The 22,348-nt window shown below is 67.1% G+C and carries 25 protein-coding genes and 3 pseudogenes; 18 read left to right on the forward strand and 10 right to left on the reverse strand.

All coding sequences use genetic code 11. The annotated features are described in order from the left end of the window. Nucleotides 1–36: 36 nt before the first annotated feature. Nucleotides 37–582 (reverse strand): annotated as a pseudogene (locus AC5P09_RS47280) (tyrosine-type recombinase/integrase); the annotation flags it as partial. On the opposite strand from AC5P09_RS47280, the gene AC5P09_RS47285 reads away from it, so the two are divergent. From AC5P09_RS47285 to AC5P09_RS47295, 3 genes are all read left to right on the forward strand, one after another. Then, on the forward strand, nucleotides 555–983 hold the full coding sequence (locus AC5P09_RS47285) for a hypothetical protein (protein ID WP_493879871.1): 429 nt from the start codon (nucleotides 555–557) through the stop codon (nucleotides 981–983). The pseudogene AC5P09_RS47280 and the gene AC5P09_RS47285 overlap by 28 nt on opposite strands. Nucleotides 984–1,700: 717 nt before the next feature. Beyond that, a complete protein-coding gene (locus AC5P09_RS47290; RefSeq protein WP_493879872.1) occupies nucleotides 1,701–1,982 on the forward strand; it encodes a type II toxin-antitoxin system Phd/YefM family antitoxin in 282 nt (93 codons plus the stop codon). 4 nt (nucleotides 1,983–1,986) lie between these two features. After that, nucleotides 1,987–2,268: a type II toxin-antitoxin system RelE family toxin gene (locus AC5P09_RS47295; RefSeq protein ID WP_493879873.1), complete on the forward strand. Its 282-nt coding sequence runs from the start codon at nucleotides 1,987–1,989 to the stop codon at nucleotides 2,266–2,268. Nucleotides 2,269–2,670: 402 nt separating this feature from the next. Here AC5P09_RS47295 and AC5P09_RS47300 read toward each other — a convergent pair whose 3' ends face one another. Together AC5P09_RS47300 and AC5P09_RS47305 are read right to left on the reverse strand one after the other, a co-directional pair. Next, nucleotides 2,671–3,906, reverse strand: coding sequence for an SWIM zinc finger family protein (locus AC5P09_RS47300; protein WP_493879874.1), 1,236 nt, complete (start codon nucleotides 3,904–3,906; stop codon nucleotides 2,671–2,673). Continuing rightward, nucleotides 3,903–6,717, reverse strand: a pseudogene (locus tag AC5P09_RS47305) (SCO1167/SCO6262 family helicase). The gene AC5P09_RS47300 and the pseudogene AC5P09_RS47305 overlap by 4 nt, the downstream one beginning before the upstream one ends. Nucleotides 6,718–6,972: 255 nt before the next feature. On the opposite strand from AC5P09_RS47305, the gene AC5P09_RS47310 reads away from it, so the two are divergent. The 3 genes from AC5P09_RS47310 (at nucleotide 6,973) to AC5P09_RS47320 (ending at nucleotide 8,062) form a co-directional block, all read left to right on the forward strand. After that, on the forward strand, nucleotides 6,973–7,284 hold the full coding sequence (locus AC5P09_RS47310) for a hypothetical protein (protein WP_493879875.1): 312 nt from the start codon (nucleotides 6,973–6,975) through the stop codon (nucleotides 7,282–7,284). 131 nt (nucleotides 7,285–7,415) lie between these two features. Further along, a complete protein-coding gene (locus tag AC5P09_RS47315; RefSeq protein ID WP_354809948.1) occupies nucleotides 7,416–7,664 on the forward strand; it encodes a hypothetical protein in 249 nt (82 codons plus the stop codon). Continuing rightward, on the forward strand, nucleotides 7,661–8,062 hold the full coding sequence (locus AC5P09_RS47320) for a DNA-binding protein (RefSeq protein WP_493879876.1): 402 nt from the start codon (nucleotides 7,661–7,663) through the stop codon (nucleotides 8,060–8,062). Before AC5P09_RS47315 ends, AC5P09_RS47320 begins: the two co-directional genes overlap by 4 nt. 391 nt (nucleotides 8,063–8,453) lie before the next feature. Here AC5P09_RS47320 and AC5P09_RS47325 read toward each other — a convergent pair whose 3' ends face one another. After that, on the reverse strand, nucleotides 8,454–8,705 hold the full coding sequence (locus AC5P09_RS47325; protein ID WP_493879877.1) for a hypothetical protein: 252 nt from the start codon (nucleotides 8,703–8,705) through the stop codon (nucleotides 8,454–8,456). A gap of 147 nt (nucleotides 8,706–8,852) precedes the next feature. Here AC5P09_RS47325 and AC5P09_RS47330 point away from each other — a divergent pair, with 147 nt between their 5' ends. After that, on the forward strand, nucleotides 8,853–9,440 hold the full coding sequence (locus AC5P09_RS47330; protein WP_493879878.1) for a hypothetical protein: 588 nt from the start codon (nucleotides 8,853–8,855) through the stop codon (nucleotides 9,438–9,440). A gap of 604 nt (nucleotides 9,441–10,044) precedes the next feature. Here the strand turns inward: AC5P09_RS47330 and AC5P09_RS47335 are convergent. Then, nucleotides 10,045–10,590: a GIY-YIG nuclease family protein gene (locus AC5P09_RS47335; RefSeq protein WP_493879879.1), complete on the reverse strand. Its 546-nt coding sequence runs from the start codon at nucleotides 10,588–10,590 to the stop codon at nucleotides 10,045–10,047. A 556-nt stretch (nucleotides 10,591–11,146) separates the two neighbouring features. On the opposite strand from AC5P09_RS47335, the gene AC5P09_RS47340 reads away from it, so the two are divergent. Then, entirely contained in the window at nucleotides 11,147–12,934 is a 1,788-nt protein-coding gene (locus AC5P09_RS47340; RefSeq protein WP_493879880.1) for a GmrSD restriction endonuclease domain-containing protein, read from the forward strand. A gap of 211 nt (nucleotides 12,935–13,145) precedes the next feature. Here AC5P09_RS47340 and AC5P09_RS47345 read toward each other — a convergent pair whose 3' ends face one another. The 4 genes from AC5P09_RS47345 to AC5P09_RS47360 are packed head-to-tail and all read right to left on the reverse strand — an operon-like array spanning nucleotide 13,146 to nucleotide 14,743. Continuing rightward, complete coding sequence (locus tag AC5P09_RS47345) at nucleotides 13,146–13,523, reverse strand: hypothetical protein (RefSeq protein ID WP_493879881.1); 378 nt, start codon at nucleotides 13,521–13,523, stop codon at nucleotides 13,146–13,148. Continuing rightward, nucleotides 13,520–13,867, reverse strand: a complete 348-nt coding sequence (locus AC5P09_RS47350; protein ID WP_493879882.1) for a hypothetical protein — start codon at nucleotides 13,865–13,867, stop codon at nucleotides 13,520–13,522. Before AC5P09_RS47350 ends, AC5P09_RS47345 begins: the two co-directional genes overlap by 4 nt. Continuing rightward, nucleotides 13,861–14,289, reverse strand: coding sequence for an ATP-binding protein (locus tag AC5P09_RS47355; protein ID WP_493879883.1), 429 nt, complete (start codon nucleotides 14,287–14,289; stop codon nucleotides 13,861–13,863). Before AC5P09_RS47355 ends, AC5P09_RS47350 begins: the two co-directional genes overlap by 7 nt. Nucleotides 14,290–14,335: 46 nt before the next feature. Further along, nucleotides 14,336–14,743: an NUDIX hydrolase gene (locus tag AC5P09_RS47360; RefSeq protein WP_493879890.1), complete on the reverse strand. Its 408-nt coding sequence runs from the start codon at nucleotides 14,741–14,743 to the stop codon at nucleotides 14,336–14,338. 107 nt (nucleotides 14,744–14,850) lie between these two features. On the opposite strand from AC5P09_RS47360, the gene AC5P09_RS47365 reads away from it, so the two are divergent. Then, nucleotides 14,851–15,636, forward strand: a complete 786-nt coding sequence (locus AC5P09_RS47365) for a GntR family transcriptional regulator (protein WP_493879884.1) — start codon at nucleotides 14,851–14,853, stop codon at nucleotides 15,634–15,636. A gap of 25 nt (nucleotides 15,637–15,661) precedes the next feature. Here AC5P09_RS47365 and AC5P09_RS47370 read toward each other — a convergent pair whose 3' ends face one another. After that, a complete protein-coding gene (locus AC5P09_RS47370) occupies nucleotides 15,662–15,964 on the reverse strand; it encodes a hypothetical protein (protein WP_493879885.1) in 303 nt (100 codons plus the stop codon). A gap of 260 nt (nucleotides 15,965–16,224) precedes the next feature. Here AC5P09_RS47370 and AC5P09_RS47375 point away from each other — a divergent pair, with 260 nt between their 5' ends. The 9 genes and pseudogenes from AC5P09_RS47375 to AC5P09_RS47415 all read left to right on the forward strand — a co-directional run bounded on the left by AC5P09_RS47375 (nucleotide 16,225) and on the right by AC5P09_RS47415 (nucleotide 22,295). After that, nucleotides 16,225–16,581, forward strand: a complete 357-nt coding sequence (locus AC5P09_RS47375; RefSeq protein ID WP_493879886.1) for an SCO3933 family regulatory protein — start codon at nucleotides 16,225–16,227, stop codon at nucleotides 16,579–16,581. Continuing rightward, complete coding sequence (locus tag AC5P09_RS47380) at nucleotides 16,581–17,957, forward strand: FtsK/SpoIIIE domain-containing protein (RefSeq protein ID WP_493879887.1); 1,377 nt, start codon at nucleotides 16,581–16,583, stop codon at nucleotides 17,955–17,957. Before AC5P09_RS47375 ends, AC5P09_RS47380 begins: the two co-directional genes overlap by 1 nt. An 85-nt stretch (nucleotides 17,958–18,042) precedes the next feature. Next, complete coding sequence (locus AC5P09_RS47385) at nucleotides 18,043–18,654, forward strand: DUF2637 domain-containing protein (RefSeq protein WP_493879888.1); 612 nt, start codon at nucleotides 18,043–18,045, stop codon at nucleotides 18,652–18,654. An 11-nt stretch (nucleotides 18,655–18,665) separates the two neighbouring features. Next, nucleotides 18,666–18,857 (forward strand): mobile element transfer protein, encoded by a 192-nt coding sequence (locus tag AC5P09_RS47390; RefSeq protein WP_030043846.1) that lies wholly within the window; start codon nucleotides 18,666–18,668, stop codon nucleotides 18,855–18,857. Nucleotides 18,858–18,872: 15 nt separating this feature from the next. Then, nucleotides 18,873–19,067, forward strand: coding sequence for a hypothetical protein (locus tag AC5P09_RS47395; protein WP_030673585.1), 195 nt, complete (start codon nucleotides 18,873–18,875; stop codon nucleotides 19,065–19,067). 25 nt (nucleotides 19,068–19,092) lie between these two features. Then, a complete protein-coding gene (locus AC5P09_RS47400; protein WP_030683026.1) occupies nucleotides 19,093–19,341 on the forward strand; it encodes a hypothetical protein in 249 nt (82 codons plus the stop codon). A gap of 157 nt (nucleotides 19,342–19,498) precedes the next feature. After that, a complete protein-coding gene (locus tag AC5P09_RS47405; protein ID WP_493879891.1) occupies nucleotides 19,499–20,794 on the forward strand; it encodes a replication initiator in 1,296 nt (431 codons plus the stop codon). Then, nucleotides 20,787–21,020, forward strand: coding sequence for an excisionase family DNA-binding protein (locus tag AC5P09_RS47410; protein WP_493879889.1), 234 nt, complete (start codon nucleotides 20,787–20,789; stop codon nucleotides 21,018–21,020). Before AC5P09_RS47405 ends, AC5P09_RS47410 begins: the two co-directional genes overlap by 8 nt. 11 nt (nucleotides 21,021–21,031) lie before the next feature. Beyond that, nucleotides 21,032–22,295, forward strand: a pseudogene (locus tag AC5P09_RS47415) (tyrosine-type recombinase/integrase). Nucleotides 22,296–22,348 lie beyond the last annotated feature (53 nt).

Raw genomic sequence — 22,348 nt, forward strand, 5'->3', positions numbered from 1 at the left:
TGCCCCACCGTTCGCGGTGGGGCCCTTCGACGGTTCTCAGCCCTCGTTGTCCTGGTTTTTGTCCACAGCAGGTGTCTCCGGGGGTCCCCAGATGGCTTCGGCGATCTTCCGGGCCACGTCCTTGAGCATGGCGTCCGGCACGTGGAGGTACCGGGCCCGCATGCTCGCGGACGTGCCCGGCTCCCACCCCATGATCTGATCAATGACCCGGGCCGGGACACCGAGCAGCATGAGCACAGTGGCGGCCGTGTGTCGGGCGTCGTGCAGTCGACCGTCCCGAACCCCCGCGTCTTCCAGCAGACGCTTCCAGTCGTGGTAGTCCGTGTTCGGGCTCAAGGGGCCACCCAGCGGCTTGGTGAACACGTAGTCCGACTCAGTCCACAGGTCGCCGGCCGCCTTGCGCTCGCGCTCTCGAGTCTCGCGGTGTGCACGGAGCATGGTGACCAGCGGGCCCGGCAGGGGCACGGCGCGGCGGCCTGCTCGGGACTTGGTGTTCTTGGTCTCACGCCGGACCTGCACCTTGCCGGGGCAGTACCCCGCCTTCCGGCCGCACGGTGAAGCTTCCGGGCACCCGTGCTCGTAAGCACAAACGCGACGTCACGTCCGAGTGGCGGAGGACCTGGCGCGACCTGTACGCGGGCTTCCTCGCAGTGCTGACCCAGGCCCGGAGCGAGCTGAGGCACCTGAGCGAGAACACCGAGATGTCCGAGGCGGAGCGCACCCGGACGGCTCGACGGGCCTTCGCGCGCTGCTATGAACTGCGCTACCAGCTTGAGCTCTTCGCGCCGGCTGAGGTGGTGGATCCTGCACTCGCCTATTTCCGATGCGTGCGCAGCTTCCGCAGCGCAGTGGGTAAGGGGTTGCGACACACGGATCGGGAGTTCGAACGCCACACGGAGCAGATGAAGGACACTCTGGCGGACGCCCGTGATGCCATGCGCAAGGACCTGGAACTGAGCGAGACGGCGGGGGACGGAGACTAAGAGCGTCCTCCCGTGGATGGGCTGGGGCGAGCCCGGCGGGGAAGGACGTCCTCGCGGAGTACGGCTGCACCGGCCGTGACGTACCTCGATGCCACGGGCGGCGTCCTGGTCTCGGCGGTGGCGATCCCCCTAGCCGAGGACAACGCCACCGCCGTACAACAGCGGATCCGAAACCCTCCCCGCACCGCCCGGTGCTACTGGGCCCCACGAGCGGCAAGAGCGTGAACGTCTGCCACGACTCCGAAACGTTCCGGGCGACCCAGTTCGGCTACACCGGCTCGAACCACGCGGGGAACCGGTGGGGTGGGCCGGCGAGAGCCTCGGAAATTGTCCAGGATGCGGCTTCCCGCACCCCCCCCTGACCACCCCCCGGAGGGGGGCTTCGATTCCCTGGCCTTCAGCCCAGAAAGCACCACGCTGTACGCGGGCGGCGACTACGTCCCGATGCGGCTGTAGACGATCTCCTTCGCACGTGCCGTCGCCCGTCTGCGCCCACGCCACCACTGACCTGGCCCGGCCCCAGTGGCACGCGCAGCAGGCGCACGATCCAGACCACGCCCTACCGCCGCGTCTGCGGCTGACGTCTCCGCGGAGGCCGTGCCGCTAGGCCGTCGGTGGGCGGAGGGTGCTGGGTCGCCGCACTGCTGGTGGCACCCGTCGGACGCCATTCAAGGACGCTGCCCATCCCCCTTCATGTACATCTGATACATTCGTGACATGAGTGATCCGGTGATCGAATCCATGGCCGATGTCCGCAGTCACCTCGCCGACGTCATTGACCGCGCTAGCCGGGAGGAAACGCCGACGATCATCACTCGGCGCGGCAAGCCGGAAGCCGTCGTGATCGACATCCAGGAGTACCAGCGCCTGCGTGAGATCGCGGAGAACGCCGAAGAGGCGTGGCTCAACCGATTGGCCGACGAAGCCGAGTCCGAGGGCATGGAGGGGTCGGTCTCGCTCGAAGAGATGGCCGCCGTGCTGCGCGCTCATCAGGGCTGACCTCATGGGGTACGTCACCCGCTTCACGCCACACGCACAGCGGGACATGCTCAAGATCCCGCGCCCGGACGCCCTGCGCATCCTGTACCGCCTCGCCGAACTCCAGAAGGCGATGGATGCGGGGGACACCACGGCGTTCGACATCAAAGCCCTCCAAGGGCACAGCGCCCGCTGGCGGCTCAGGGTTGGCGACTACCGCGTCGTCTACACCGTTGAGGACGGTCAGTTGATCGTGTGGGTCCTGGCCGTCGGCAACCGCCGCGACATCTACCGCCAAGTTCCGTAGGCCCTCCGCAGTGCAGGTTCGTGCCGACTGCCCGCCGGGAGTCGCGGGGCGTGGCGTCTGCCTGTTTGTCGAGATGTTCCGAATGTCGCCTGCAAGCGCAACCAAAACTGCAACCGACGCACACCGAAGAGCCGGGCCGCAATTGCGGCCCGGCTCTTCGTCTCGCCTGTTCAGGCGGCTGCGGAGGATACGAGATTCGAACTCGTGAGGGGTCGCCCCCAACACGCTTTCCAAATGTTCGTCTGGGGGTTCTGGGGCGTACGGCAACGTCCTGACCTGCGGTGCAGCTGGTCCGGTCGGGGGTTCTGAACGGTGCTGTACGCCGGTGAATGCAACCAGAACTGCAACCACGGAAGTGGGGCAGCGTGAGTGTGTCCAGACGCTGCCCTTCGCACCCCCTCCTCACTCCCCGTTCTGCGACCAGGCCCCGGTGAGGGCCGCGACCGGGTCGGCGTCGGCCGGTGCCGCGGGCCACCATTCGCCGTTGTCGTCCCGGAGATAGGGGTACCAGCGGGCGTCGGGGCCCAGGCGCAGCTGGATGCCCTGGGCGGTGAGGGTGAGGCGATTGCGCCAGGCTCTGAGGGGTACGGGGGAGTCGGTCATCTCGGCAAGGGCCGTAGCCAGGGCGGTGCGGGCGGTCGTCATCGCCACCGGGCCGGGGGTGTGGGGCTGTTCGACGACGGTGATGCCGTCGGGGCCGCCGTGGCGCCAGGCGCGGGTGAGGCGGGCGAACGTGGACGGGTTGGCGCCGGTGTTCTGGATCAGGTGGTGGAACCACTCGGGTCCGGGGCTGCTCGCGGCAATGCGGACCGCGTCCTGGCGCTGGGGCAAGTGCAGGCTGGCGGTGTCGCCCGCGAGGATCCGCGCGGCGCGTGCGGCGGCGTCGGCCATGAGGCGTTCCAGGTCTGCGGCGACCAGGCCGGTGGCGGGTGGCGGAGCGACGGGGAGTGCTGCGGTGTGGGCGGCCGGTTCGGGGAGTTCGGGCAGCTCGGGGGTGTGCTCGGCCCAGTGGGTGTACGCGGCGGCGGCCGGGATGCCGGATGAGGTGGGTGGGGCGGTGGTCTCCTGGGCTGCGGTGCGGTGTGCGCGCAGGTTGGCGAAGACCTCCTCGCGGCCACGGCCGCGCAGTGCGAAGAGCACGAAGGGGTCATCGTCGATGGTGGCGGCGATGGCGTAGCAGAGCGCGGCGGCGTGCTTGCAGGGGTAGCCCCAGTCGGGGCAGGAGCACTCGGGGTCGAGTTCGGCGGGCTGAGGGAGGAAGGGGACGCCGGCTCGGCGGGCGTCGTCGACGAGTTCGGCCGGCATCTCGCCGTCCAGAAGCGCGGCGAGATGCCCGGAGCGGGCTGCGATGGTGTCGAGGAGGGTGTCCCATTGGGTCTCGGTGAGGAGTGGCAGGTGGACCGCGGAGCGGTACGGGCGGGGACGGCTGCCCTGGACAGCTGCTTTGACCTGGCCGGGTGCGATGGTGACCGGGCCGACCATGCCCTTGCGGGCGTAGGTGCGTCCGCGGGACAGACGCCCCGAATCCAGGGAGGAGTTCTCCAGGGCGGTCACCCATGCCTGGCCCCACCAGGTGGCGGCGAAGGCGCGCTTGCCGCGGGCGGGCGCACGGCGCGGGCCGGGGATCGAGGAACTCATGACTGCCTCCCCAGGGTGACGAGTTCGGCGAGGTCAGAGTCGGACAGTTCGGTCAGGGCGGCCTCGCCGGAGCCGACGACGGCGTCGGCGAGCGCGCGCTTGGATGTGAGCAACTGCGCCACCTTGTCCTCCACGGTTCCCTCCGCGATGAGCTTGTGGACCTGTACGGGTCTGTCCTGGCCGATGCGGTAGGCGCGGTCGGTGGCCTGGTCCTCGACCGCGGGGTTCCACCAGCGGTCGTAGTGCACGACGTGGGTGGCGCGGGTGAGGTTGAGTCCGGTGCCCGCTGCCTTCAACGACAGCAGGAACACCGGCACTTCGCCGCGCTGGAAGCGTTCCACCATGTCCTCGCGCCGGGCGACGGGGGTGCCGCCGTGCAGGAAGAGGGAGGGGACGCCACGCTCGGTGAGGTGCCTCTCCAGGAGGGTCGCCATCTGTTTGTACTGGGTGAAGACCAGCACGGATTCGCCCTCGGCGGTGATGGTGTCGAGAAGTTCGTCGAGCAGGTCGAGCTTGCCGGATCGGCCGCCGAGCGGCGTGGACTGGCGCAGGCTGTGCTCTCTCAAATACTGGGCCGGGTGATTACAGATCTGCTTCAGCGCGGTGAGCAGTTTGAGTACGAGGCCGCGCCGGGCGATGCCCTCGGATTCCTCGATCTTCGCCAGGGTCTCGCGGACCACCGCCTCGTACAGGCCGGCCTGTTCGGCGGTCAGCGAGACGACGCGGTCGGTCTCGGTCTTGGCCGGGAGTTCGGGTGCGATACCCGGGTCGGACTTCTTGCGGCGCAGCAGGAAGGGTCGGACGAGACGGGACAGGCGCTCGGCGGCCGCCGCGGCCTCTGCGTCCGTGCCGGTCTCGACGGCGCGGGCGTGCCGGTCGCGGAAGGCGGTGAGAGAGCCGAGGAGTCCGGGGGTGGTCCAGTCGAGGAGTGCCCACAGTTCGGAGAGGTTGTTCTCCACGGGGGTTCCGGTGAGGGCGACGCGGGCGCGGGCGGGCAGGGCGCGCAGTTCGCGGGCGGTGACGGCGTAGGGGTTCTTGACGTGCTGGGCCTCGTCGGCGGCCACGAGCGACCAGGCGGTCTCGGCGAGGGCTTCCCGGTCGCGGCGCAGCACCCCGTAGGTGACCAGGACGATCTCGTCGTCGGCCAGGTCCTCGAGGTGGCGGTCGCCGCCGTGGTACCGGCGTACGGGGACGGTCGGCGCGAATCTGGCGGCCTCGCGCTGCCAGTTGCCGAGCAGGGAGGCGGGGCAGACGACGAGCGTGGGGCCCGCGGTGGTGGGGTCGGTCTGGCGGTGCAGATGCAGGGCGAGCAGGGTGATGGTCTTGCCCAGGCCCATGTCGTCGGCCAGGCAGCCGCCGAGGCCGAGTTCGCACATCTCGGCCAGCCAGGCGAGGCCCCGCTTCTGATAGTCGCGCAGCGTGGCCTTCAGAGCGGCGGGCTGCGCGGTGGGGGTGCGGACTTCGGGATCGCGGATACGGGCCACGAGATCGCCGAGCGCACCGACCGCCTCGCAGACGAACGTCTCTCCGTCCCGTTCCACCTCGCCGGTCAGCGCGGCGCTCAGCGCCTCCATGGGGGTGAGCGGTTCCATCCGGCGACGCTGTGCGCGGGCCACCAGCTTCGGGTCGGCGACCCACCCACTGGTCGCGCAGCCGGACGAGAGGGCGGCGCGTCTCGGCGAGAGCGTCCAGCTCGGCCTCAGTGAGCGGCTCGCCGCCGAGCGCGATCTGCCAGCGGAAGTCGAGCAGGGCATCGGCATCCAGCATGCCGCCCGCGCTGGAGCCGGGGGCGGTGCGCTGTCCGATCTCCGCGGTCGCGGTGAGTACCTTGACCAGCTCGCGCGGCCAGTGCACGTCGATACCGGCCGCGCGCAGCGCGTCGGTGGCGTCCCCCAGCAGGTCGAAGGCTTCGTCGTCGGTCAGTCGGAGCTGATCGGGAGCGACGTCTTTCAGCAGCCGCTGAAGCGGGGGCCAGGCGCGGGCGCCGCGGCGCAGTGCGAGCAGGGTCTCGGTCTCGGTACGGGGGCCGAGCAGCCGCTCCACCTCGGTCGGCTCGCTCCACAGCCGTGTGGCCTCGACGACGAGCGCCGGATCCGCCGCGGTGTGCAGTTGCAGGACGGCCCGGAACTGGCGGCGCCGCCCCTCGGGCACGTCGACACGCAGCGAGACGCCGACCTCGGCGGTGAACGCGGCGGCCGTCTCCTCGGCCCACTCACGCAGGGCGGGCACGGCACGCGCCTCGCGCCAGGCGTACGGCAGCGCTCCCATGGCGAGCGGGGCGGCCGGAGTACGGACCAGGTCGTCGGCGACCGCGTCACAGAACTGGCGCACCAGCGCGGCCGGTTCGGCGATCCGCACCGGGGCCGGGCCGGGCTCGGGCAGACAGTGGGCGTGGGGCGGGAAAGCGGCAGCCAGGGCTTCAAGCGTCTGACGCTGAGCGGCGGTGAAAGGGCCCGCCTGCCAGGTGTCGTAGCCCGCTGACGTAAGGGCCGGGTGGAGGCGGCCGTCGGCGAGCAGCCGCAGCGCGAAGCGGGCGGCGGCCTGCCAGGCGGCGCCGGAGGGATGGCTCGGCGTTGCCTTCGCCAGGGCGGAAACAGCCACGGCTACAGGAAGCGCGTACCCCTCCACCCTGCGCCGCCTCACCGAGCGGCCGTGCGGCAGCACCAGCTCCACCGCATCGGTCTCGACTCCTGCGGCTACGCGTACCACGTCGTTCCCGGCAGCCGCTCCGGCGGGCTTCCACAGCACCAGCCGTCCCAGGCGGGCGGGCTCACCGGGCACGAAGACCGCCGCCCAGCCATCGTCGAACAACTCCCTCGCGAAGCCCGCCGCTTCCGGCACGGCCAGCGGCGGCGCGCTCCGCGCGCCCGTACCCGGCTCTCGTACGACAACCCGTGCCACTCTCGACCGCCTCGCTGCTGCCCGAGGGCCTTCTCCATGGCCCGCCCACCACTGCACTCCACCAAGCGTCGGCACCGATCGGCAAGTTTGGGCCAGGCCCTCACCACCGGAAACGAGCCTGAGGGTAAGGGCTTCTGTCCGGCGACGCAGCGCTACGGTGAGGTCATGAGCACCTTGGACCCAGCCTCGCTGGAGGCGTTGATCGAAGAGGCCACCATCGACGCCTACGGCGACGATGAGCAGCTCACCGGCCTCTTCACGATGATCGAGGAGAACCTCGCCGTACCGTTCACCACGACTGTTCTCGGCGTCGAGGCGAACGTGGTCGGTGTCGATCTGACCGACGACGGACGCGTGGTCGCCCGCTGCGCTCGGGGATCGGTGCTACAGAGCATCGGAATTCTGGACCTGCTGCTGCCGGAGCCGGCTCCAGAGGGCTCGCAATGGATCGAGGCATACCGCTACTGGGTCCACTGAACCGAGGCGTCGCGTAGTCGCCCAGCACCAGCCCGGGCGCGAGTCGACAGCCGCCTCGGCCGACGCAGAACCGGACCGAGTGCGGGAAACCAGTGGGCACGCAGTGCGCATATCGCAGTATGCTTGCCGTTATGGCTGACACCACTCGCATCACGGTGACCCTCCCCACCGAGCAGGTGGCGGAGCTGAGGAAGGTCACGGACAACGTCTCCGGCTACGTGGCCGAAGCGGTCGCCCGACAGATCCGGCACCAGCTCCTCGGGGCCGACCTGCGCGGCCACGCAGACGAGCATGGCGCGTTCAGTGAAGAGGAGCTGGCCGAGGCACGGGCACGGATCTTCGGTACGACGCAGGCCACGGGCGGCGCGAGCGCCGCGTGAGCGGGCACATCGAGACCGTTGTCCTCGACAGCGAGGGGCTGTCGGCCTGGATTGCCCAGGACCGGAAGATTCTGGCGATGTTCCAGGTGTTCCACGACATGGGCGCGGACCTCGTCGTCAGTGCCAACACCATCGTGGAGGTGAGCCACTCCAGGGTGAATCTGCCCCGACTGCAATGGGCGCTGTCCCGGGTCAAGGTGGAGCCGGTCACGGAGGCAGCGGCCAAGGCGGCGGCACAACTGCTCAAGGCCACCGGTCTGCACGGGCACAAGTACGCGATCGACGCGACAGTTGCGGAAGCGGCCCTGCGTCAGCCCGGCCCGGCCGCCATCCTCACGTCGGATGTCGATGACATGACCCGGCTGTGCGGCAGCAAGGTCCAGATGATCGGGCTCTGACCGCTGCCGTGACTCCGTCACGGAGTCTGCGTCGGTCGCCCCACGAACGCGAGTGTGCGCCCTTCCTGCTTGAAGATATGTCTCAAATGTCGACTATAAACGCAACCAAAACTGCAACCGGTCCATGCCGAAGAGCCGAGCCACAGTTGTGGCTCGGCTCCTCGTTTCGCCTGGTCAGGCGGCTGCGGAGGATACGAGATTCGAACTCGTGAGGGGTTGCCCCCAACACGCTTTCCAACTGTGGTGGTGGGGTGTGGGGCTGGGTGCAGGGGCGTTCACCTGGGTTCGTGGGCGGCTGGCCGCCCGTGCCAGGACGGCTCCGGGTCTCGCCTGAACGGCCGTGAACGGCGCTGAATGAGACGGAAACTGAGACGGCTTACGGCGCAGTGCCTCATTCGAGGAGCTCGGACCGCTCTCGAACCCGGTCGTCGAGCTTGCCTTCCTCCAGATCGCTGAGCGCGGCTGCGTACTCGGCCATGACTGCCTCGTGTACGACATCGTGGAGGTCTACGGGGATCGTCTCGAAGACGCCGGAGCAGATCTTCGCGGCTGCGTCGTACGCAGGTCGGTAGTGCGGATCACGGATGTCGGCGCCCAAGTGGCTGACGAGATCGCGTAGCTCTTTCCTATGGTCATCGCTCACGTCGACCTCATTACCCTCCTGCCTTAGCCGAGAACCGCGCTTCCTGTGGGCATCGGCCGATGACAATCAGCCACGGCGGCCGGTCGTACGGTGCGATCGGGTAACTCGGAACCTACCGGTGAGCTGACGCTCAGGCACAATGCAGCCATGGATGTGGGGGATGTTGCACTCGTCGGGGCAGCAGCTGGTGTTCTCGGTGCCGCAGTGGGTGCTGGTGGCGCCATCGGTGCGGCAATCGTGGCGGGTCGGTGGGGAGCGAAATCTCAATATGAGCACTGGCGTCGTCAAGTTCGGCGTGATGCCTATGCGGATTTCATAGTATCAATGCACTCGATAATCGACTTTTTTGGGAAATTGGAGGCGGATTGGCGACGGGAGCAATCTATTGATGCGCAAGCGGTGCAGTCCCAGAGTGATGAACTCATAGGGCCGATCACCAGGGCAGTTTCTGTAGTAGCCCTCGAGGGTCCAGTGCACGTGCGCAATAGTGCACGCGGATTGGCGATGGCCGTAATTGAGCTAAGACATGTCATCGTTGAGTACGCGGAAGAAGTTGACACTCTCCCCGAGTCCGAACAAAACGAAGCCATTGAAGAGGCTGACTTTAGCGAGTTCCGGGTTGAACTAGCCAGGAGTTTGCTGAGCTTTGAAACAGAGGCCCGGAATGCCCTCGACTCCCGCGAGTTGCACGATGACATCCCGGATGACGTTCCGTGTCCAGATCATTCCTCATAGATGTCTCACAGCGTCGATGTGCCGGAAGAGTGTGCGCGGCCGGTGGAGGTCTCAACGCCCTTCACATTCGTAGCGTTCCACCCGACGCGCTAACTTGGCCCGATACCTGTCGGGCGAGTGGAAGGCTTGCGAGCTGCGGAGCATGTCCTCTGCCGTGAGGCGCTCTGCATAGGTCCGCAGTGCCGGTACCCGCTGTAGGGCAGCGCGCCGCGATTCGGCTTCCTCGAGGGTCCTCAGCGGAGTGCTGTTGTTGCGTTCATGGTTGCAGCCCCAGTGTGTGAGGCAGACATTGTCGCGTGTGTCAGTGCCGCCGGCCTCGATGGTGCGGATGTGGTCGATGCTCGGTGCCCGTGGGTCAGGGTGCTGATAGGCCTGGTCAACTGAATCTTGGCACAAACCGCAGAACCAGCCATCCCGTTCACCGATCTCTTCTGCTGCGAACCTTTCGATGCTCCCGTTACTCCGCATGCGCTGACGACGGCGCCGGTCCTGAGCGCGCTTTGCTTCGCTACGCCGAGGAATGGGCAAGTCTGCGTTGCTCACGTATGCCTTCTATCGGGGGACACATAACGTCGTTCAGCTTCGTTGATGTCAGCCTGACGCTTTAGGCGTTGATGGGCAACTCCCTTGCCCGCTCACGTGCTTGGGCGCGCACTTCTTTGAGGCTGCCGTGGAACGCATTGTGGCGGTTCTGGTCGAGGTTCAGCGGCAGGTCGAGTTGAGAGATGAGTTCCGACTCCATGGTCCACGGTTCGTCATGCTCGATCCAGCACACTCGGGCGTTGTCCGCCATCCACTGACTGAGGGTGGCTTCCCCGGTCTTGCCGAAAGTCATGCGCTTGCCGCTGCCCACGCGGCGAAGCTCAAGCCCGAGTAGGCAGCCGAGAGTGAGCCGCAGCGTCGAACCGGCCGCGTTGCCCCGGTAGTGATACCGCACGCGCTTCCGCAGGTTCTGCGTGCTGGTCCGGTTGGCCATGTACCGCGGGGCTATGCCGACATAGAGGAGGCGTCCGGCAGTCAGGTCCGGATGGGGCGCCTGCTCGAAATGCCACCCGTAGACCCCCGCCACACCTGGGACAGGACTGGGGCGCACCAAGACCTCCCGCGCTGACCACAATCGGTCGGGACTGGTGAGGGCCGTAGCTTCCATGAAGCCTCCAGAGGCACCAAGACTTCGCCGCAGGTTACTCGCTGATACCGGCAGAGCATGTCTGGCCTGCACGATCGTGCGCGGAACCTCAGCTTGGGAAGCTTGGGTTTTCTGGCGGCAGTTGCTGTGCTGACCTGCGGCGGGGCGGTGCTGCAGCCCCGGTCGCACCCGGGACCAGTCCCCGCTGTTCCCCGTGGTCCCCCACAGGATCTGGCACGCGAATGGCACAATCCTTCGCCCTGGAAGACCTGGAACGTGTGAGCCTCAGCCGATGACAGTCAGCCACGTTGACGGGTGCGTCGACCGATCAGGCGCGCGTGTGTCTCGCTTCACCCCCACCGGCCTCAGCCACGCTGCTGGCTTGTGCCGTCGGCCAGAGCCAGACTCGATGGATTGGCCAGTGACGAGAGCTCAAGAGGTTGCAGGGCCTGAGAGGCGTCTGTCAGCTGCACCTGTACCTGTGATCGACACCGGGGCGCTGATAGTACGGCACAGAAACCGATCGAATCACGTCAAGCCCGTTGCGTAGACTTTGAGGTGAACATAAGGTGCGTCTGTGCAGAGTTCTGAGCTTTCCGTACAGGGACAGAGTCTTCAGACCCTTTACAACCTCTACTTCAACAAGAGGTTGATCGTAAATCGACGTTACCAGCGCAAGCTGGTTTGGAGTGTCGAGGAAAAGGTAAAGCTTGTCGACTCTGTTGTTCACGAGCTCCCCATTCCTTTGATTCTCCTGGCTCAGCGCAAGAAAGTTGGCGTCGAGACATACGAAATTATCGACGGGCTGCAGCGCCTTGATACGTTTTTCTCCTTCATGGAGAACAAATTCGCCTACGAGGGTAAGTATTTTGACCTCGACACCATCGGTGACACGAAGGCTCGTCTCGATGCAGGCGATATCAAACAAGGTGAGAAAAAGCTATCGCGATCTGAATCGCTCGCTATCGCCAACTATCAGATCCCAGTTTCAATTTATCGGGACGCATCTACCTCTGCGATCGATGAAGTCTTTCGGCGTATTAATAGCGGGGGCAGGCGCCTGAGTCTCCAAGAAATTAGGCAGGCTGGAGTTCTCGGCTCTCTCGCTGACGTAGTGCGACGATCCAGTGCCTCGATTCGCCGCGACGGAACCTTCTCTGAAAACGTGGCCCTGAACGACATGGATGAGCTGAGCATCTCGCGTCGCGGACTGGAATATGGCCTCGCAATGGAGGACATGTTTTGGGTGCGTCATGACATTGTGGCTCAGGATGACATCAGGTCTTCAGGTGACGAGGAAATGGTACTCGACCTGGTTCTTGATGCCGTTATTCGCCCCTGGCCTACCAGTGGATGGCAGAACCGGGATGTAGCTTACGGAGTCCCACGCAAGATCCGTACAGCCTCCTCTGATGAAGTTAATGCAGCCGTTGACGCTGTAGGAGTTGAGGAGCTTCACCAAAGGATTTTGTCCGTGGTCGGGCTTGTCGATGACGTCATGGCTGGCCACGGCTCGCTCGGCCAGCATATGGTGAAGCTCGAAACGTACGAAAAAGGGACTCAGCGACAGTTTCAGGCACTTTTCGCCGCCCTTTATTCGCTGACATTCGAAGATGGTATGGACCCAAAGTCGCATGAAGCTGTGCGCGCTGTTCTCGATAACTTTTGGGGTCGCAAGCTATCGATCCCTACGGGAGGCAGCGCGTGGGGAAAGGATAAGAAGAAGGACCTCTATCCGAACGTGAAGCGGAATCTTCGGAAGGCGTTCTATAAGCCAGAGCCCAAGCGTGGGACTGTGCAATTGAATTCGCGCATGTATATCGATTCTCTCCTTCAGGGTCCGATCGCTGAGGAACCGTTGATCGAGCTGAAGCAAGGGTTCTGCAAACTTTCTAACCCGCCGGTCGAGGATACAGGTCTTTTTGAGCAGGTAATGCAGACTGCTGTGGGCATGGCCAACCACGGAAAAACTGCTGAAGGGCTGATCTTGATTGGAGTTGCGGATAAGTCATCTGCCGCCGCTCGACTTGAGCAGATTTTTGGCGTGAAATCTGTTTCCGTGCAAAACCAACTCATTGTCGGCACGGCTGAGCAGATCGCGCATCTCGGGTACGACGTTGATAAATGGTGGCGTAAATGGCAAGCGAAGATCCAGTCGTCAAAATTGTCGACCGAGTTTACGAATAGCCTGGCTCACACCTTTAAGCCGGTCTTTTGTGACGGACTATTGCTATGGGAGATGAGACCGAAAGCGATTGGTAAGCCGATCACCTACGACGGGCGATTCTTCGTCAGGATTGGAAGCTCAACTCATGAGATGGCGGCAGATGACTTCTTGAGTCACATGACGATGCACTTCTCGTAGGGCGGCAACATCTGTCGTGTTCCCTGGGCCGCGTGGAGCCAGCGTGGAGCCGACCACCTTCTCTGGCTCAGGCGGCTGATTGCTGGAGAGCGCGGCCCGGGCGCCGGTCGGGCTGGAGCGGGGCGGAGACAGGAGCGCAGGCCCGGCCGGGGGCTGGGCCGCGCGCGGTGAGCGGAGCGAACCGCCTTGAACCAGTAGAGAAAGTTGTAACTCAGTCGGTCGCATGGGGCTTGAAATCGTGTGCGCAGGCTGGAAGTTCGCTGCCCTGTCGATGTGCGAGCGGTAGGAAGAGGACCGGGCGGACCGTCCATGTGATGCGTGTGCCGGCCTGGTTCACGGTGACTGAGCACGGCTCCGCACGGAGCAAAGCTCGCCTGGTGTCGATGCGGCCCTCGTACAGCCACTCCCACGCTTGCTCTGAGGCCGAGGTGTCGAGCGCTGGGCTGATGGTGCGCAGGGCGATGGCGATCCACCGGTCTGCCTGAGCGGCCGAGTAGGCGTCGAAGGACGCGTGCAATGCTGGCTGTTGGTCCTTGCTGAGGTTCTGGGTCCAGCACTCGCACCAGTAGCCGCGGGGGAGTCTGTTCACGCGCTGCCTCCCGACGGTCCGGCCACCAGCACGTAGCGGGTGTTCTCGTCGTAGAGCGTGAGTTGGTAGGCCGTGCCCGTGGTCAGGTAGGTGAGGGCTCGTTCGTGCTCCGCCTCGTCCGTCAGCCAGTAGCGGCCCGGCTGGGCGTATGCGGTGTCGAGTTGGTCCGTGACGTGGCGAGTTCGCTCGCGTAGCCAGCGCAGTGCCAGGCGGGGGCTGGCCGCGCCGTGGGACCCGAGCGGGATCGCGTTCGTTTCGTGCAGAGGGTAGGCGGCTGCCCAGCATCGGTAGACGCTGCCGCGCTCGTCGGCAGCTAAGAGCTCCCTGCTCGTCGGCGTCAGCACGGGTGGCCTCCTGGGAGGACTGCCGTGAAGAGCTCCGCCGTGATCGTGTGGCCGCCGTCGCTGTCGTGGACCACGACCCGGTGCGCGATCGCGCTGACCATGCCCAGGCCCCGGCCGTGCTCCGCCTCCTGGTCCTGGTGCGCGATCTTCGGGGCCGTGCCGGTGCCACCGGCGTCCGTGACCGACAGGGCGATGACCTGCGCAGAGACGGCAAGCGCCAGGTGGAAGCTGCCGGATGTGAGGCCGCTGGCGGTGTGGAGGATGGCGTTCGCGCTGAGCTCGCTCACGATCAGTTCCGCGTCCTCGGCCAGCGGTGAGCCGCGCAGGATGTCTCTCGTCCAGCGCCGGGCCCGGCTGACCTCTTCTGGGAAACCTGGGCAAGTGAGCCCCCAGACCCGAGCAGTGCTCGTATACTCGTGCATACAAGTTCCTTCGTGCTGGTAGGCCGCCATGTGCAGCGGGTTCGGGCTAGACGAGTTTCACGCCGTCGTGGGCGCGGATGGCCGGCGGGGACGCCGCGTCCAAAGCGTCAAGGACGCGGATCGCGTAAGCCTCGTCGGCGAGGTCGGTGACTTCTTCACGGGTGGCCCAGCGCAGTGCGCGGGTCTCGTCTCCGGTGGTGGGCGTGCCGTCGGCGGCTTCGCAGCGGAAGACGAGGGAGATGATCAGGCCCGTCATGTTCTTGTAGATGCCGGTGAGGGTCGCAGGAAGTGTGATCTTGATGCCGGTTTCTTCGAGGACTTCGCGCTGGAGGGCCTCGGGGATGGTTTCCTCACGTTCGAGGACTCCGCCCGGGGGTTCCCATTTGCCGTTGTCGCGGCGCTTGATCAAAAGGGCGCGGTCCTGGTCGTCGACGATGACTCCGGCAACGCTCACGGAGTGCGGACGGTCAGTGCTCACGTTCCTCGGCCCTCTCGGCTGGCTAGGCTCTCCACCGTAGCAACAACACTCGCCCACTCGTCTAGATACCTAAAGGAGTACACGTGACGTCTCTTCCGAGCCTTCTCGGCGATCTCGACCCCACGAGTGATCGTGCGGTCTTCCGTCAGATCGCCGACCAGCTGCGCGAGGCCATCGACCGTGGGCGATTCAAGGAGGGCGAAAAGCTGCCCTCCGAGGCGGAGCTAGTCGAGCATTACGGGGTTTCCCGTATGACGGTTCGAAACTCGTTCTCCGTCCTCCAGGGCGAGGGCCTGGTGCACGCCGAGCACGGCAAGGGCGTCTTCGTGCGACCACGGCCACCTGTGCGACGGCTAGCCTCCGACCGGTTTGCCCGGCGCCATCGCGAGCAAGGAAAGTCCGCCTTCATCGTCGAGGCCGACGCCGCCGGCAGTCACCCCCAGGTCGACAGCCTGGAGGTCAAGGAAGAGAAGGCCAGCCAGGACATCTCCACCCGGCTCGGCTCCGTGCGGCGTGTCCTCGCCCGTCGGCGCCGGTACCTGCTCGACGGCCGGCCGGTCGAGTTCGCCACCTCTTACCTCCCGCTCGACATCGCCCGCGGCACGCAGATCGCCGAACCCAACCCCGGGCCCGGCGGCATCTACGCCCGCCTCGAAGAACTGGGCCACCACCTCGACCACTTCGAGGAAGAGATCCGCGCCCGGATGCCCTCGCCAACCGAGGTCAAGACACTTCGCCTGGCCTCCGGCGTGCCGGTCATTCACCTGATCCGCACCGCGTATGACACCGACAGTCGCGCCGTGGAGGTCTGCGACACGGTCATGGCGGCGGATGCCTACGTCCTGTCGTACCAGCTCCCCGCGACGTGATCGCGTGACCGATTGCGGGCTGACGCTAGGTGGTGGGCTGATCGGTGGCCTCAGGAGTGGATCGCTCGAACAGGGAGCTGATGTTGTTCCACATGAAGTCCTCTCGCCAGGTCGGCTTGTCGGCCGCCCAGCCGAGGAGGGCCCGCAGCACCTTGTCCTGGGAGACCGTTTGCGTCTGGTAGTGCTCTGCGGGGACGCCATCCCGGTATTCCAGTTGGTAGGTGTTGTTCTCGCGCAGCAGGACCTGGATGTACCAGTCACCCGCGCGCTCCTCGTCCTGCCGCTCAACGATCATGTGCTCGTTGTCGCGCCCGAGGTTGGCGAGCATGGTGCCAATGGCTGGCTTCGAAGGGCGCTTCACCACGTGACCTCGGGCGTTCGTCGCAATCAGCATGGGCAGATCCTGCCGGATGGGTCTGACAGTCGCCTTCACGGAGGAGCTGCGCGGGGCCGTTCTCCCGAACTCGTACGCCCCAACAGGCATACTCGTATAGACGAGTGGGCAAGTTGTGTGGCAGGGTGGTCGTCGTTCCCGGAGATCGGGTTCGAAGATTGCATCTTGTATAGACGAGTAGATGGGAAAGAATCTTGCGCACCATCCGCGTGGAGACCTCGGCCGCGACGATCCTGCTGACCGAGGCGCCCGAGCCCAAGGTCCGCGACCGGCAGACCGGCGAGATCGCCAAGGACGCCGTCAGCGGCGAGGCGCTGATGACGATCGGCGTCGTCTACATCGAGGAGGGGGAGTCGTCCCTGATCAAGGTCACCGTTCCGGAGAGCGGGGTGTCCGACGGGCTCGCGCTCGGTGCCCCGGTCTCGGTGCCGGGGCTGGTTGCCCGGCCGTGGGAGAGCGTGTTCAACGGTCAGCAGCGTCACGGCATCGCGTTCCGTGCCGCCGCCGTCACTCCGGCCGCGTTCCCGGCCGCTGTGGGGGCCTCGGCCTGATGACCGACCTGGCAACGCTTCTGGAGGTGGGTGGTCCTGTCGCCGCGCTCGGCGGCGGGGCTGCCTATGCCCGGGCCAACCATCCCGCGGTCTACTGGTCCACGGTCGGCCTGCCGATATCCACGGCCCGGCTGCTCAGCTCGTACAGCTCGGTCATGGAAGCCTGCGGCCTGACCGTCGCTCCATCCCGGCTACGGGTGCTGGCGGTCAAGGCCACCACCCGGCGGGACGTCCGGCCCGTCCCGCCTCGGCGCGGGATCATCCGCCCTACGTCGACCGGATTGCGGCTTCGGCTACGGCTCGCCCCGGGGCAGGAACCCGCCGACGTCGCCGCCTCCGCCGAACGGCTGCGGCACGCCTGGGGAGTTCATGCCGTCTACGTCACCACCATCAAGCCCGGTGTCGTCGAACTGCGGCTCGTCGGCTTCGACGTGCTGCGCAAGGTCCGGATGCCGCGCAAGGCTGCGGACGGGTTCCTCAAGGTCCCGGTGGCGCTGCGGGAGGACGCCACCCCCTTCGTACGCGACTACCGGACCGTGCCTCACGGCCTCACGCTCGGCGCGACGCTGTCGGGCAAGTCCATGTACCTGCGGCACCTCGTCGCCGGACTCGCCCGACAGTCCGTCGCCCTGGTCGGCATCGACTGCAAGCGTGGCGTGGAGCTGGCGCCCTTCGCTCCACGGCTGTCGGCGCTGGCCACCGACCCCGAGCAGGCTGCCGAACTCCTGCCCGTACTCATCAAGGAAATGGAGGACCGATACGACTTGATCAAGGCCAGGCAGGGCATCGCGCCAACCACTCCGGACGAGGAGATCACCTCCGACATCTGGGGCCTGCCCGAGGACGAACGCCCCGTGCCCGTCGTGCTGTTCGTCGACGAAGTGGCCGAACTCTTCCTCGTCGCCACACGCAAGGACGAGGAACGCCGGGACGAGATGGTCACCCAGCTCATCCGCCTCGCCCAGCTCGGCCGCGCGGCCGGCATCTACCTGGAGGTGTGCGGACAGCGCTTCGGCGCCGAACTCGGCAAGGGCGCCACCATGCTCCGGGCCCAGCTCACCGGTCGTGTCTGCCACCGCGTCAACGACGAAGCCTCCGCCAAGATGGCACTTGGCGACATCGCCCCCGAAGCGGTCGCCGCCGCCTGCGCCATCGCCCCCGAACGGCCCGGCCTGGCCGTTGCCGGTGACACCTCGGGCGGCTGGTCCCGCATCCGCACGCCCTACCTCTCCCTCGGCGACGCCGCCGCGATCTGCCAGGACGGGGCCCACCTGGTCCCCGACCTGCCCGCGCTCAAGCCCTTCCGGCCCGACGCGCCCGTACGGCCGGTCGACTCCCCGGCGCCGGTCGTCCACCCGCGCCCCGTGACCGACTGAGCCGCCGTCCCTTCCTCCGGTCGGCGTGACCGCCTCGCGCCACGTCCCTACCCCTCCCATGCCTGAATCCGGAAGGAGCCGCAGCATGCGCGCCCAACTGGCCCGTATCGATGCGGTGCTCGTCCAGGCCGTCATCGCCGCCGCCCTGTCCTTCGCCCACCTGCACGATGTCGCCTCGGCGGCCGGACAGGACGGGTGGAAAGCGTGGGCCTACCCGATCTCGGTCGACCTGCTGCTCGTCGCCGCCTGGCGCCGACTGCGGACCGGTGACGCGAAAGCCTCCGGGTGGTGCTGGTTCGTCATCGCACTCGCCGCCTCCCTCGGCGCGAACGTTGCCACCGCCGGACTCCTCGACCTGAACGCAGTGCCGGCCTGGCTGCGCATACTCGTCGCGGGCTGGCCTGCGGTCGCCTTCCTCGGCGGCACGCTGCTCGCGCACTCGGCACCCGCCCTCGCCGAGGAACAAACAGCGGACCAGGAGGACGCCGATGATCCCGCGCCCGAACCTCACGCTGAGCAGGACGTGAGCCCACCCCCGGCCCCGCCTGTATCGATCCCGACCGCGCTCGTCGAACACGCCCGCAAGGTCGCCGCCGAACACCACACCCGCACCGGCACACCCATCGACACCCCCACCCTGCGCGCCCGGCTCGGCGTCCCCGCACCCATGGCCGATGCCATCGCCGCCCACCTTTGAAAGGAGTCTGGATGACCGCCAACCGCCGCTTCCGCAACGTCACCCGCATCGGCCCCGTCCAGGTCGGCACGTCCTACGACGGTCGCGGCCGCGAGAAGCACACCGCTGCCTGCACCGCCCCACGCTGCGGCTTCTCCTCCGACTACGACAGCCGCGCCGCCGCCGAACTCGCCGCCCGCACCCACCGCTGCCCCGTCCGCTGAAAGGACCCGCATACCGTGACCGTCAGCCTGCCGCTCGTCCTCGTCCTCGGCTTCTTCGCCTGGGGAGCGGTCAAGTTCCTCGGCGTCCGCACCTGGATCGTCGTCCTGGTCGCCCTCTTCGGCTTCTGGCTCTCGCACACCTTCATGGCCCCGGCCATCGAGTCCGGCACGCGCTCCGGCGTGGACGTCATAAACGGCTCACACGACTAGACGAGTAGATAAGGAGAGATCTCCGGTGTTCCTGCCCAAGTACCCCGACAGCCCGACCCCGCCGCCCGCGCACACCCACGCCCCGGCCGACCCGGCCCCGGCACAGCGCACGCCGTTCCCTCAGGTCTCCATCAGCACCGGCGCGATAGCGACCGTGATCGTCGGCGGGGTCGTACTGACCGCCCTCCTGGCCGCCGTCGCCGTCACGGCCATCTCCGTAGCCGTCGCCGCCGTAGTCCTGCGCTCCATGCTCCGCGACCACCACCGGCGCTGAACGCGCCCGGCTCCCGGGGCGGCTCGACACGACCAAGCATCCGCCGCCCCGGGAGTCCGTCACTCCTGACCGAGCCAGTCAGAAGGAGAGAGCCATCCTGACCCGCACCACCCCGGCCCCGCTCCCGGAACTCGCCAAGCTCGCCTCGCACGGCACCCTGCCCGGTATCCTCCGCCAACTCTCCGCACTCGGAGGCTGCACCAACCCCATCCGCCTCGACGGCCACCGCACCGAGTACGACGTCGACACCCGCACCGGCGAGATAGGCAACGTCCTCCACCGCCTCGACTCCTCCGACCTCCCCGCCGGCCATCTCCTCGTGCGCTGCAACAACCGCCGTACGACCCGCTGCGTGGCCTGCTCCGAGGTCTACCGCCGCGACACCTTCCACCTGATCACCTCCGGCCTGCGCGGCGGCAAGGGCACCCCGGAACGCGTCGCCACCCACCCCCGCGTCTTCGCCACCTTCACCGCACCCAGCTTCGGCCCCGTCCACAACCGCCCCACCGGCCCAGTCGGTTCAGTCCGCCGCTGCCGCTGCGGCACCCTCCACGACCAGGACGGCGACACACTCGGCACCCCGCTCCACCCGGACACCTACGACTACGACGCCGCCGTCCTCTGGAACGCCCACGCCGGACCGCTCTGGCGCCGCTTCTCGACCTACCTTCGCCGAGAGGTCGCCAAGCGGGCCGGGCTCACACAGCGCTCCTTCCGCCAGTACGCCCGGGTGTCCTTCGCCAAGGTCGCCGAGTACCAGAAGCGCGGTGCCGTCCACTTCCACGCAGTCATCCGCATCGACGGCCCCGAGGGTGGCGACACCCCGCCACCCGCCTGGGCCACGGCCGAACTGCTCACCGACGCCATCCGCACCGCAGCCGCCCACGTCCGCATAGACGGCCCGGTCATCGACGGCCGCCCGCACGCCTTCACCTTCGGCCGCCAGCTCGACGTACGCACCATCCGCAGCGCCGACTTCGACGGCGGCCAGGAACTCACCGAACGGGCCGTCGCCGCCTACATCGCCAAGTACGCCACCAAGGGCGCGGAGACGGCCACGGGAGCTCTCGACCGCCCACTCAAGTTCCTCGCCGAACTCGCCCAGCTCGACATCACCGACCACGCCCGCCGCATGATCCGCACCGCTTGGACCCTCGGCACCCGCAAAGAACTCAAAGACCTCCGACTCCACGCCTGGGCCCACATGCTCGGCTTCCGCGGCCACTTCTCCACCAAGTCCCGCCGCTACTCCACCACCCTCGGCGCCCTCCGCACCGCCCGAGCCGAATGGCGCCGAGCCCAAGCCGCCGCCCCGAACGACCCCGAGCCCGAGACGACGTACGTCCTCGCGCACTGGGTCTTCGCCGGAACCGGCCTCTCCGCCGCCGAAGCCTGGCTTGTCACATCCCTCGAACCCGCCCCCGGAACGGAAGGAGAACCGACCCATGCCTGAGGCTCAGGCCACCGCCACTGAGCTGGACCCCTTCGACCCCTCCTTGGCCCTCCTGACCGTCGAGGAGGTTGCCCGGCGGCTCCGTATCGGCCGTACGACGTGCTTCCGGCTCGTGTTGGCCGGAGAGATCGAGTCGGTGACGGTCGGGCGGCTGCGCAGGGTCCCCGCCGATGCCATCCCCGCGTACGTGGCCAAGCTGCGCCACCGACCCGCCCAAGCGGCCTGAGGAGGTCGGGCATGCCAGAGAACAAGCGCACCCGTCAGCCCAACGGAGCCTCGTCCATCTACCTTGGCAAGGACGGAAAGTGGCACGGCCGGGTGACCGTCGGTGTCCGTGATGACGGTAAGCCCGACCGCCGTCACGTCGAGCGGAAGACAAAGGCCGAGGTGACCAAGGCCGTCCGCGAGATGGAGAGGGCCCGCGACGACAAGAAGCTTCGGAAGCCTGGGAAGGGTTGGACCGTCCAGAGCTGGCTTGAGCACTGGGTCGAGAACATCGCCCAGCCGTACGTCTCCGAGAACACGTACGCCGGGTACGAGGTCGACGTACGCGTTCACCTCGTCCCCGGCCTGGGCGCTCACAAGCTCGACCGCCTGGAGCCCGAGCACCTCGAACGCTTCTACCGGAAGATGCAGGCGTCCGGGAGTTCCGCCGGCACGGCCCACCACGCTCACCGGACGATCCGGGTCGCCCTCGGTGAGGCCGTGCGACGCGGGCATGTCGTCACCAACGCGGCCGAGATCGCCAAGGCTCCCCGCCTCGAAGAAGAGGACATCGAGCCCTACACGATCGAAGAGGTGCAGAGCCTCCTCGTCGAGGCGGCCAAGCTCCGCAACAGTGCGCGTTGGGTCGTCGCCCTGGCTCTCGGCCTCCGGCAAGGTGAGGCGCTCGGCCTGCACTGGGAAGACGTCGACCTCTCTGCCGGGTACGTCCGCATCCGTAAGAACCGGCTCCGCCCCAAGTACGCGCACGGCTGCGGTGCCAACCCGTGTGGCCGGAAGGCGGGCTACTGCCCCAAGAAGGAGCAGATCCGTCGCGAGCACAAGTCCACCAAGTCCCGAGCTGGGCGGCGCACCATCGGCCTGCCCGATCCGCTGATCAAGATTCTCCGCCAGCACCAGGAAGCGCAGGAGCGGGAGCGAATCGCGGCTGGTGCCGACTGGGAGGGCAACGGGTACGTGTTCGCCTCGCCGGTTGGTGGGCCGCTGAGCCCGAACACCGACTTCCACGTCTGGAAGCGGCTCCTTCGGGATGCGGGCGTACGAGACGGCCGTCTTCATGACGCTCGCCACACCGCCGCGACCCGTGCTCCTGATCCTCGGCGTCCCGGACGTCGTGATCGACTCGATCATGGGTTGGGAGCCGGGGGGAGCGGCCCGGATGCGCGCTCGGTACATGCACGTGACCGGGACCATGCTCCGCAAAGTCGCCCAGCAAGTCGGAGACGTGCTCTGGGTGCTGCCCGACACCGGCGCAGACGGCCAGGAAAAAGCCAACTGAGACGGAAACTGAGACGGAAACCGTCGAAGGGCCCCACCGCGAACGGTGGGGCC

Source organism: Streptomyces sp. a15 (genome assembly GCF_059026085.1).

Excerpts from the sequence above, each read along its gene's own strand:
- AC5P09_RS47290 (WP_493879872.1), top strand. The coding sequence starts at position 1,701 with ATGAGTGATCCGGTGATCGAATCCATGGCCGATGTCCGCAGTCACCTC.
- AC5P09_RS47295 (WP_493879873.1), top strand. The coding sequence starts at position 1,987 with ATGGGGTACGTCACCCGCTTCACGCCACACGCACAGCGGGACATGCTC.
- AC5P09_RS47300 (WP_493879874.1), bottom strand. The coding sequence starts at position 3,906 with ATGAGTTCCTCGATCCCCGGCCCGCGCCGTGCGCCCGCCCGCGGCAAG.
- AC5P09_RS47310 (WP_493879875.1), top strand. The coding sequence starts at position 6,973 with ATGAGCACCTTGGACCCAGCCTCGCTGGAGGCGTTGATCGAAGAGGCC.
- AC5P09_RS47315 (WP_354809948.1), top strand. The coding sequence starts at position 7,416 with ATGGCTGACACCACTCGCATCACGGTGACCCTCCCCACCGAGCAGGTG.
- AC5P09_RS47330 (WP_493879878.1), top strand. The coding sequence starts at position 8,853 with ATGGATGTGGGGGATGTTGCACTCGTCGGGGCAGCAGCTGGTGTTCTC.
- AC5P09_RS47335 (WP_493879879.1), bottom strand. The coding sequence starts at position 10,590 with ATGGAAGCTACGGCCCTCACCAGTCCCGACCGATTGTGGTCAGCGCGG.
- AC5P09_RS47355 (WP_493879883.1), bottom strand. The coding sequence starts at position 14,289 with ATGCACGAGTATACGAGCACTGCTCGGGTCTGGGGGCTCACTTGCCCA.
- AC5P09_RS47370 (WP_493879885.1), bottom strand. The coding sequence starts at position 15,964 with ATGCTCGCCAACCTCGGGCGCGACAACGAGCACATGATCGTTGAGCGG.
- AC5P09_RS47380 (WP_493879887.1), top strand. The coding sequence starts at position 16,581 with ATGACCGACCTGGCAACGCTTCTGGAGGTGGGTGGTCCTGTCGCCGCG.
- AC5P09_RS47385 (WP_493879888.1), top strand. The coding sequence starts at position 18,043 with ATGCGCGCCCAACTGGCCCGTATCGATGCGGTGCTCGTCCAGGCCGTC.
- AC5P09_RS47390 (WP_030043846.1), top strand. The coding sequence starts at position 18,666 with ATGACCGCCAACCGCCGCTTCCGCAACGTCACCCGCATCGGCCCCGTC.
- AC5P09_RS47410 (WP_493879889.1), top strand. The coding sequence starts at position 20,787 with ATGCCTGAGGCTCAGGCCACCGCCACTGAGCTGGACCCCTTCGACCCC.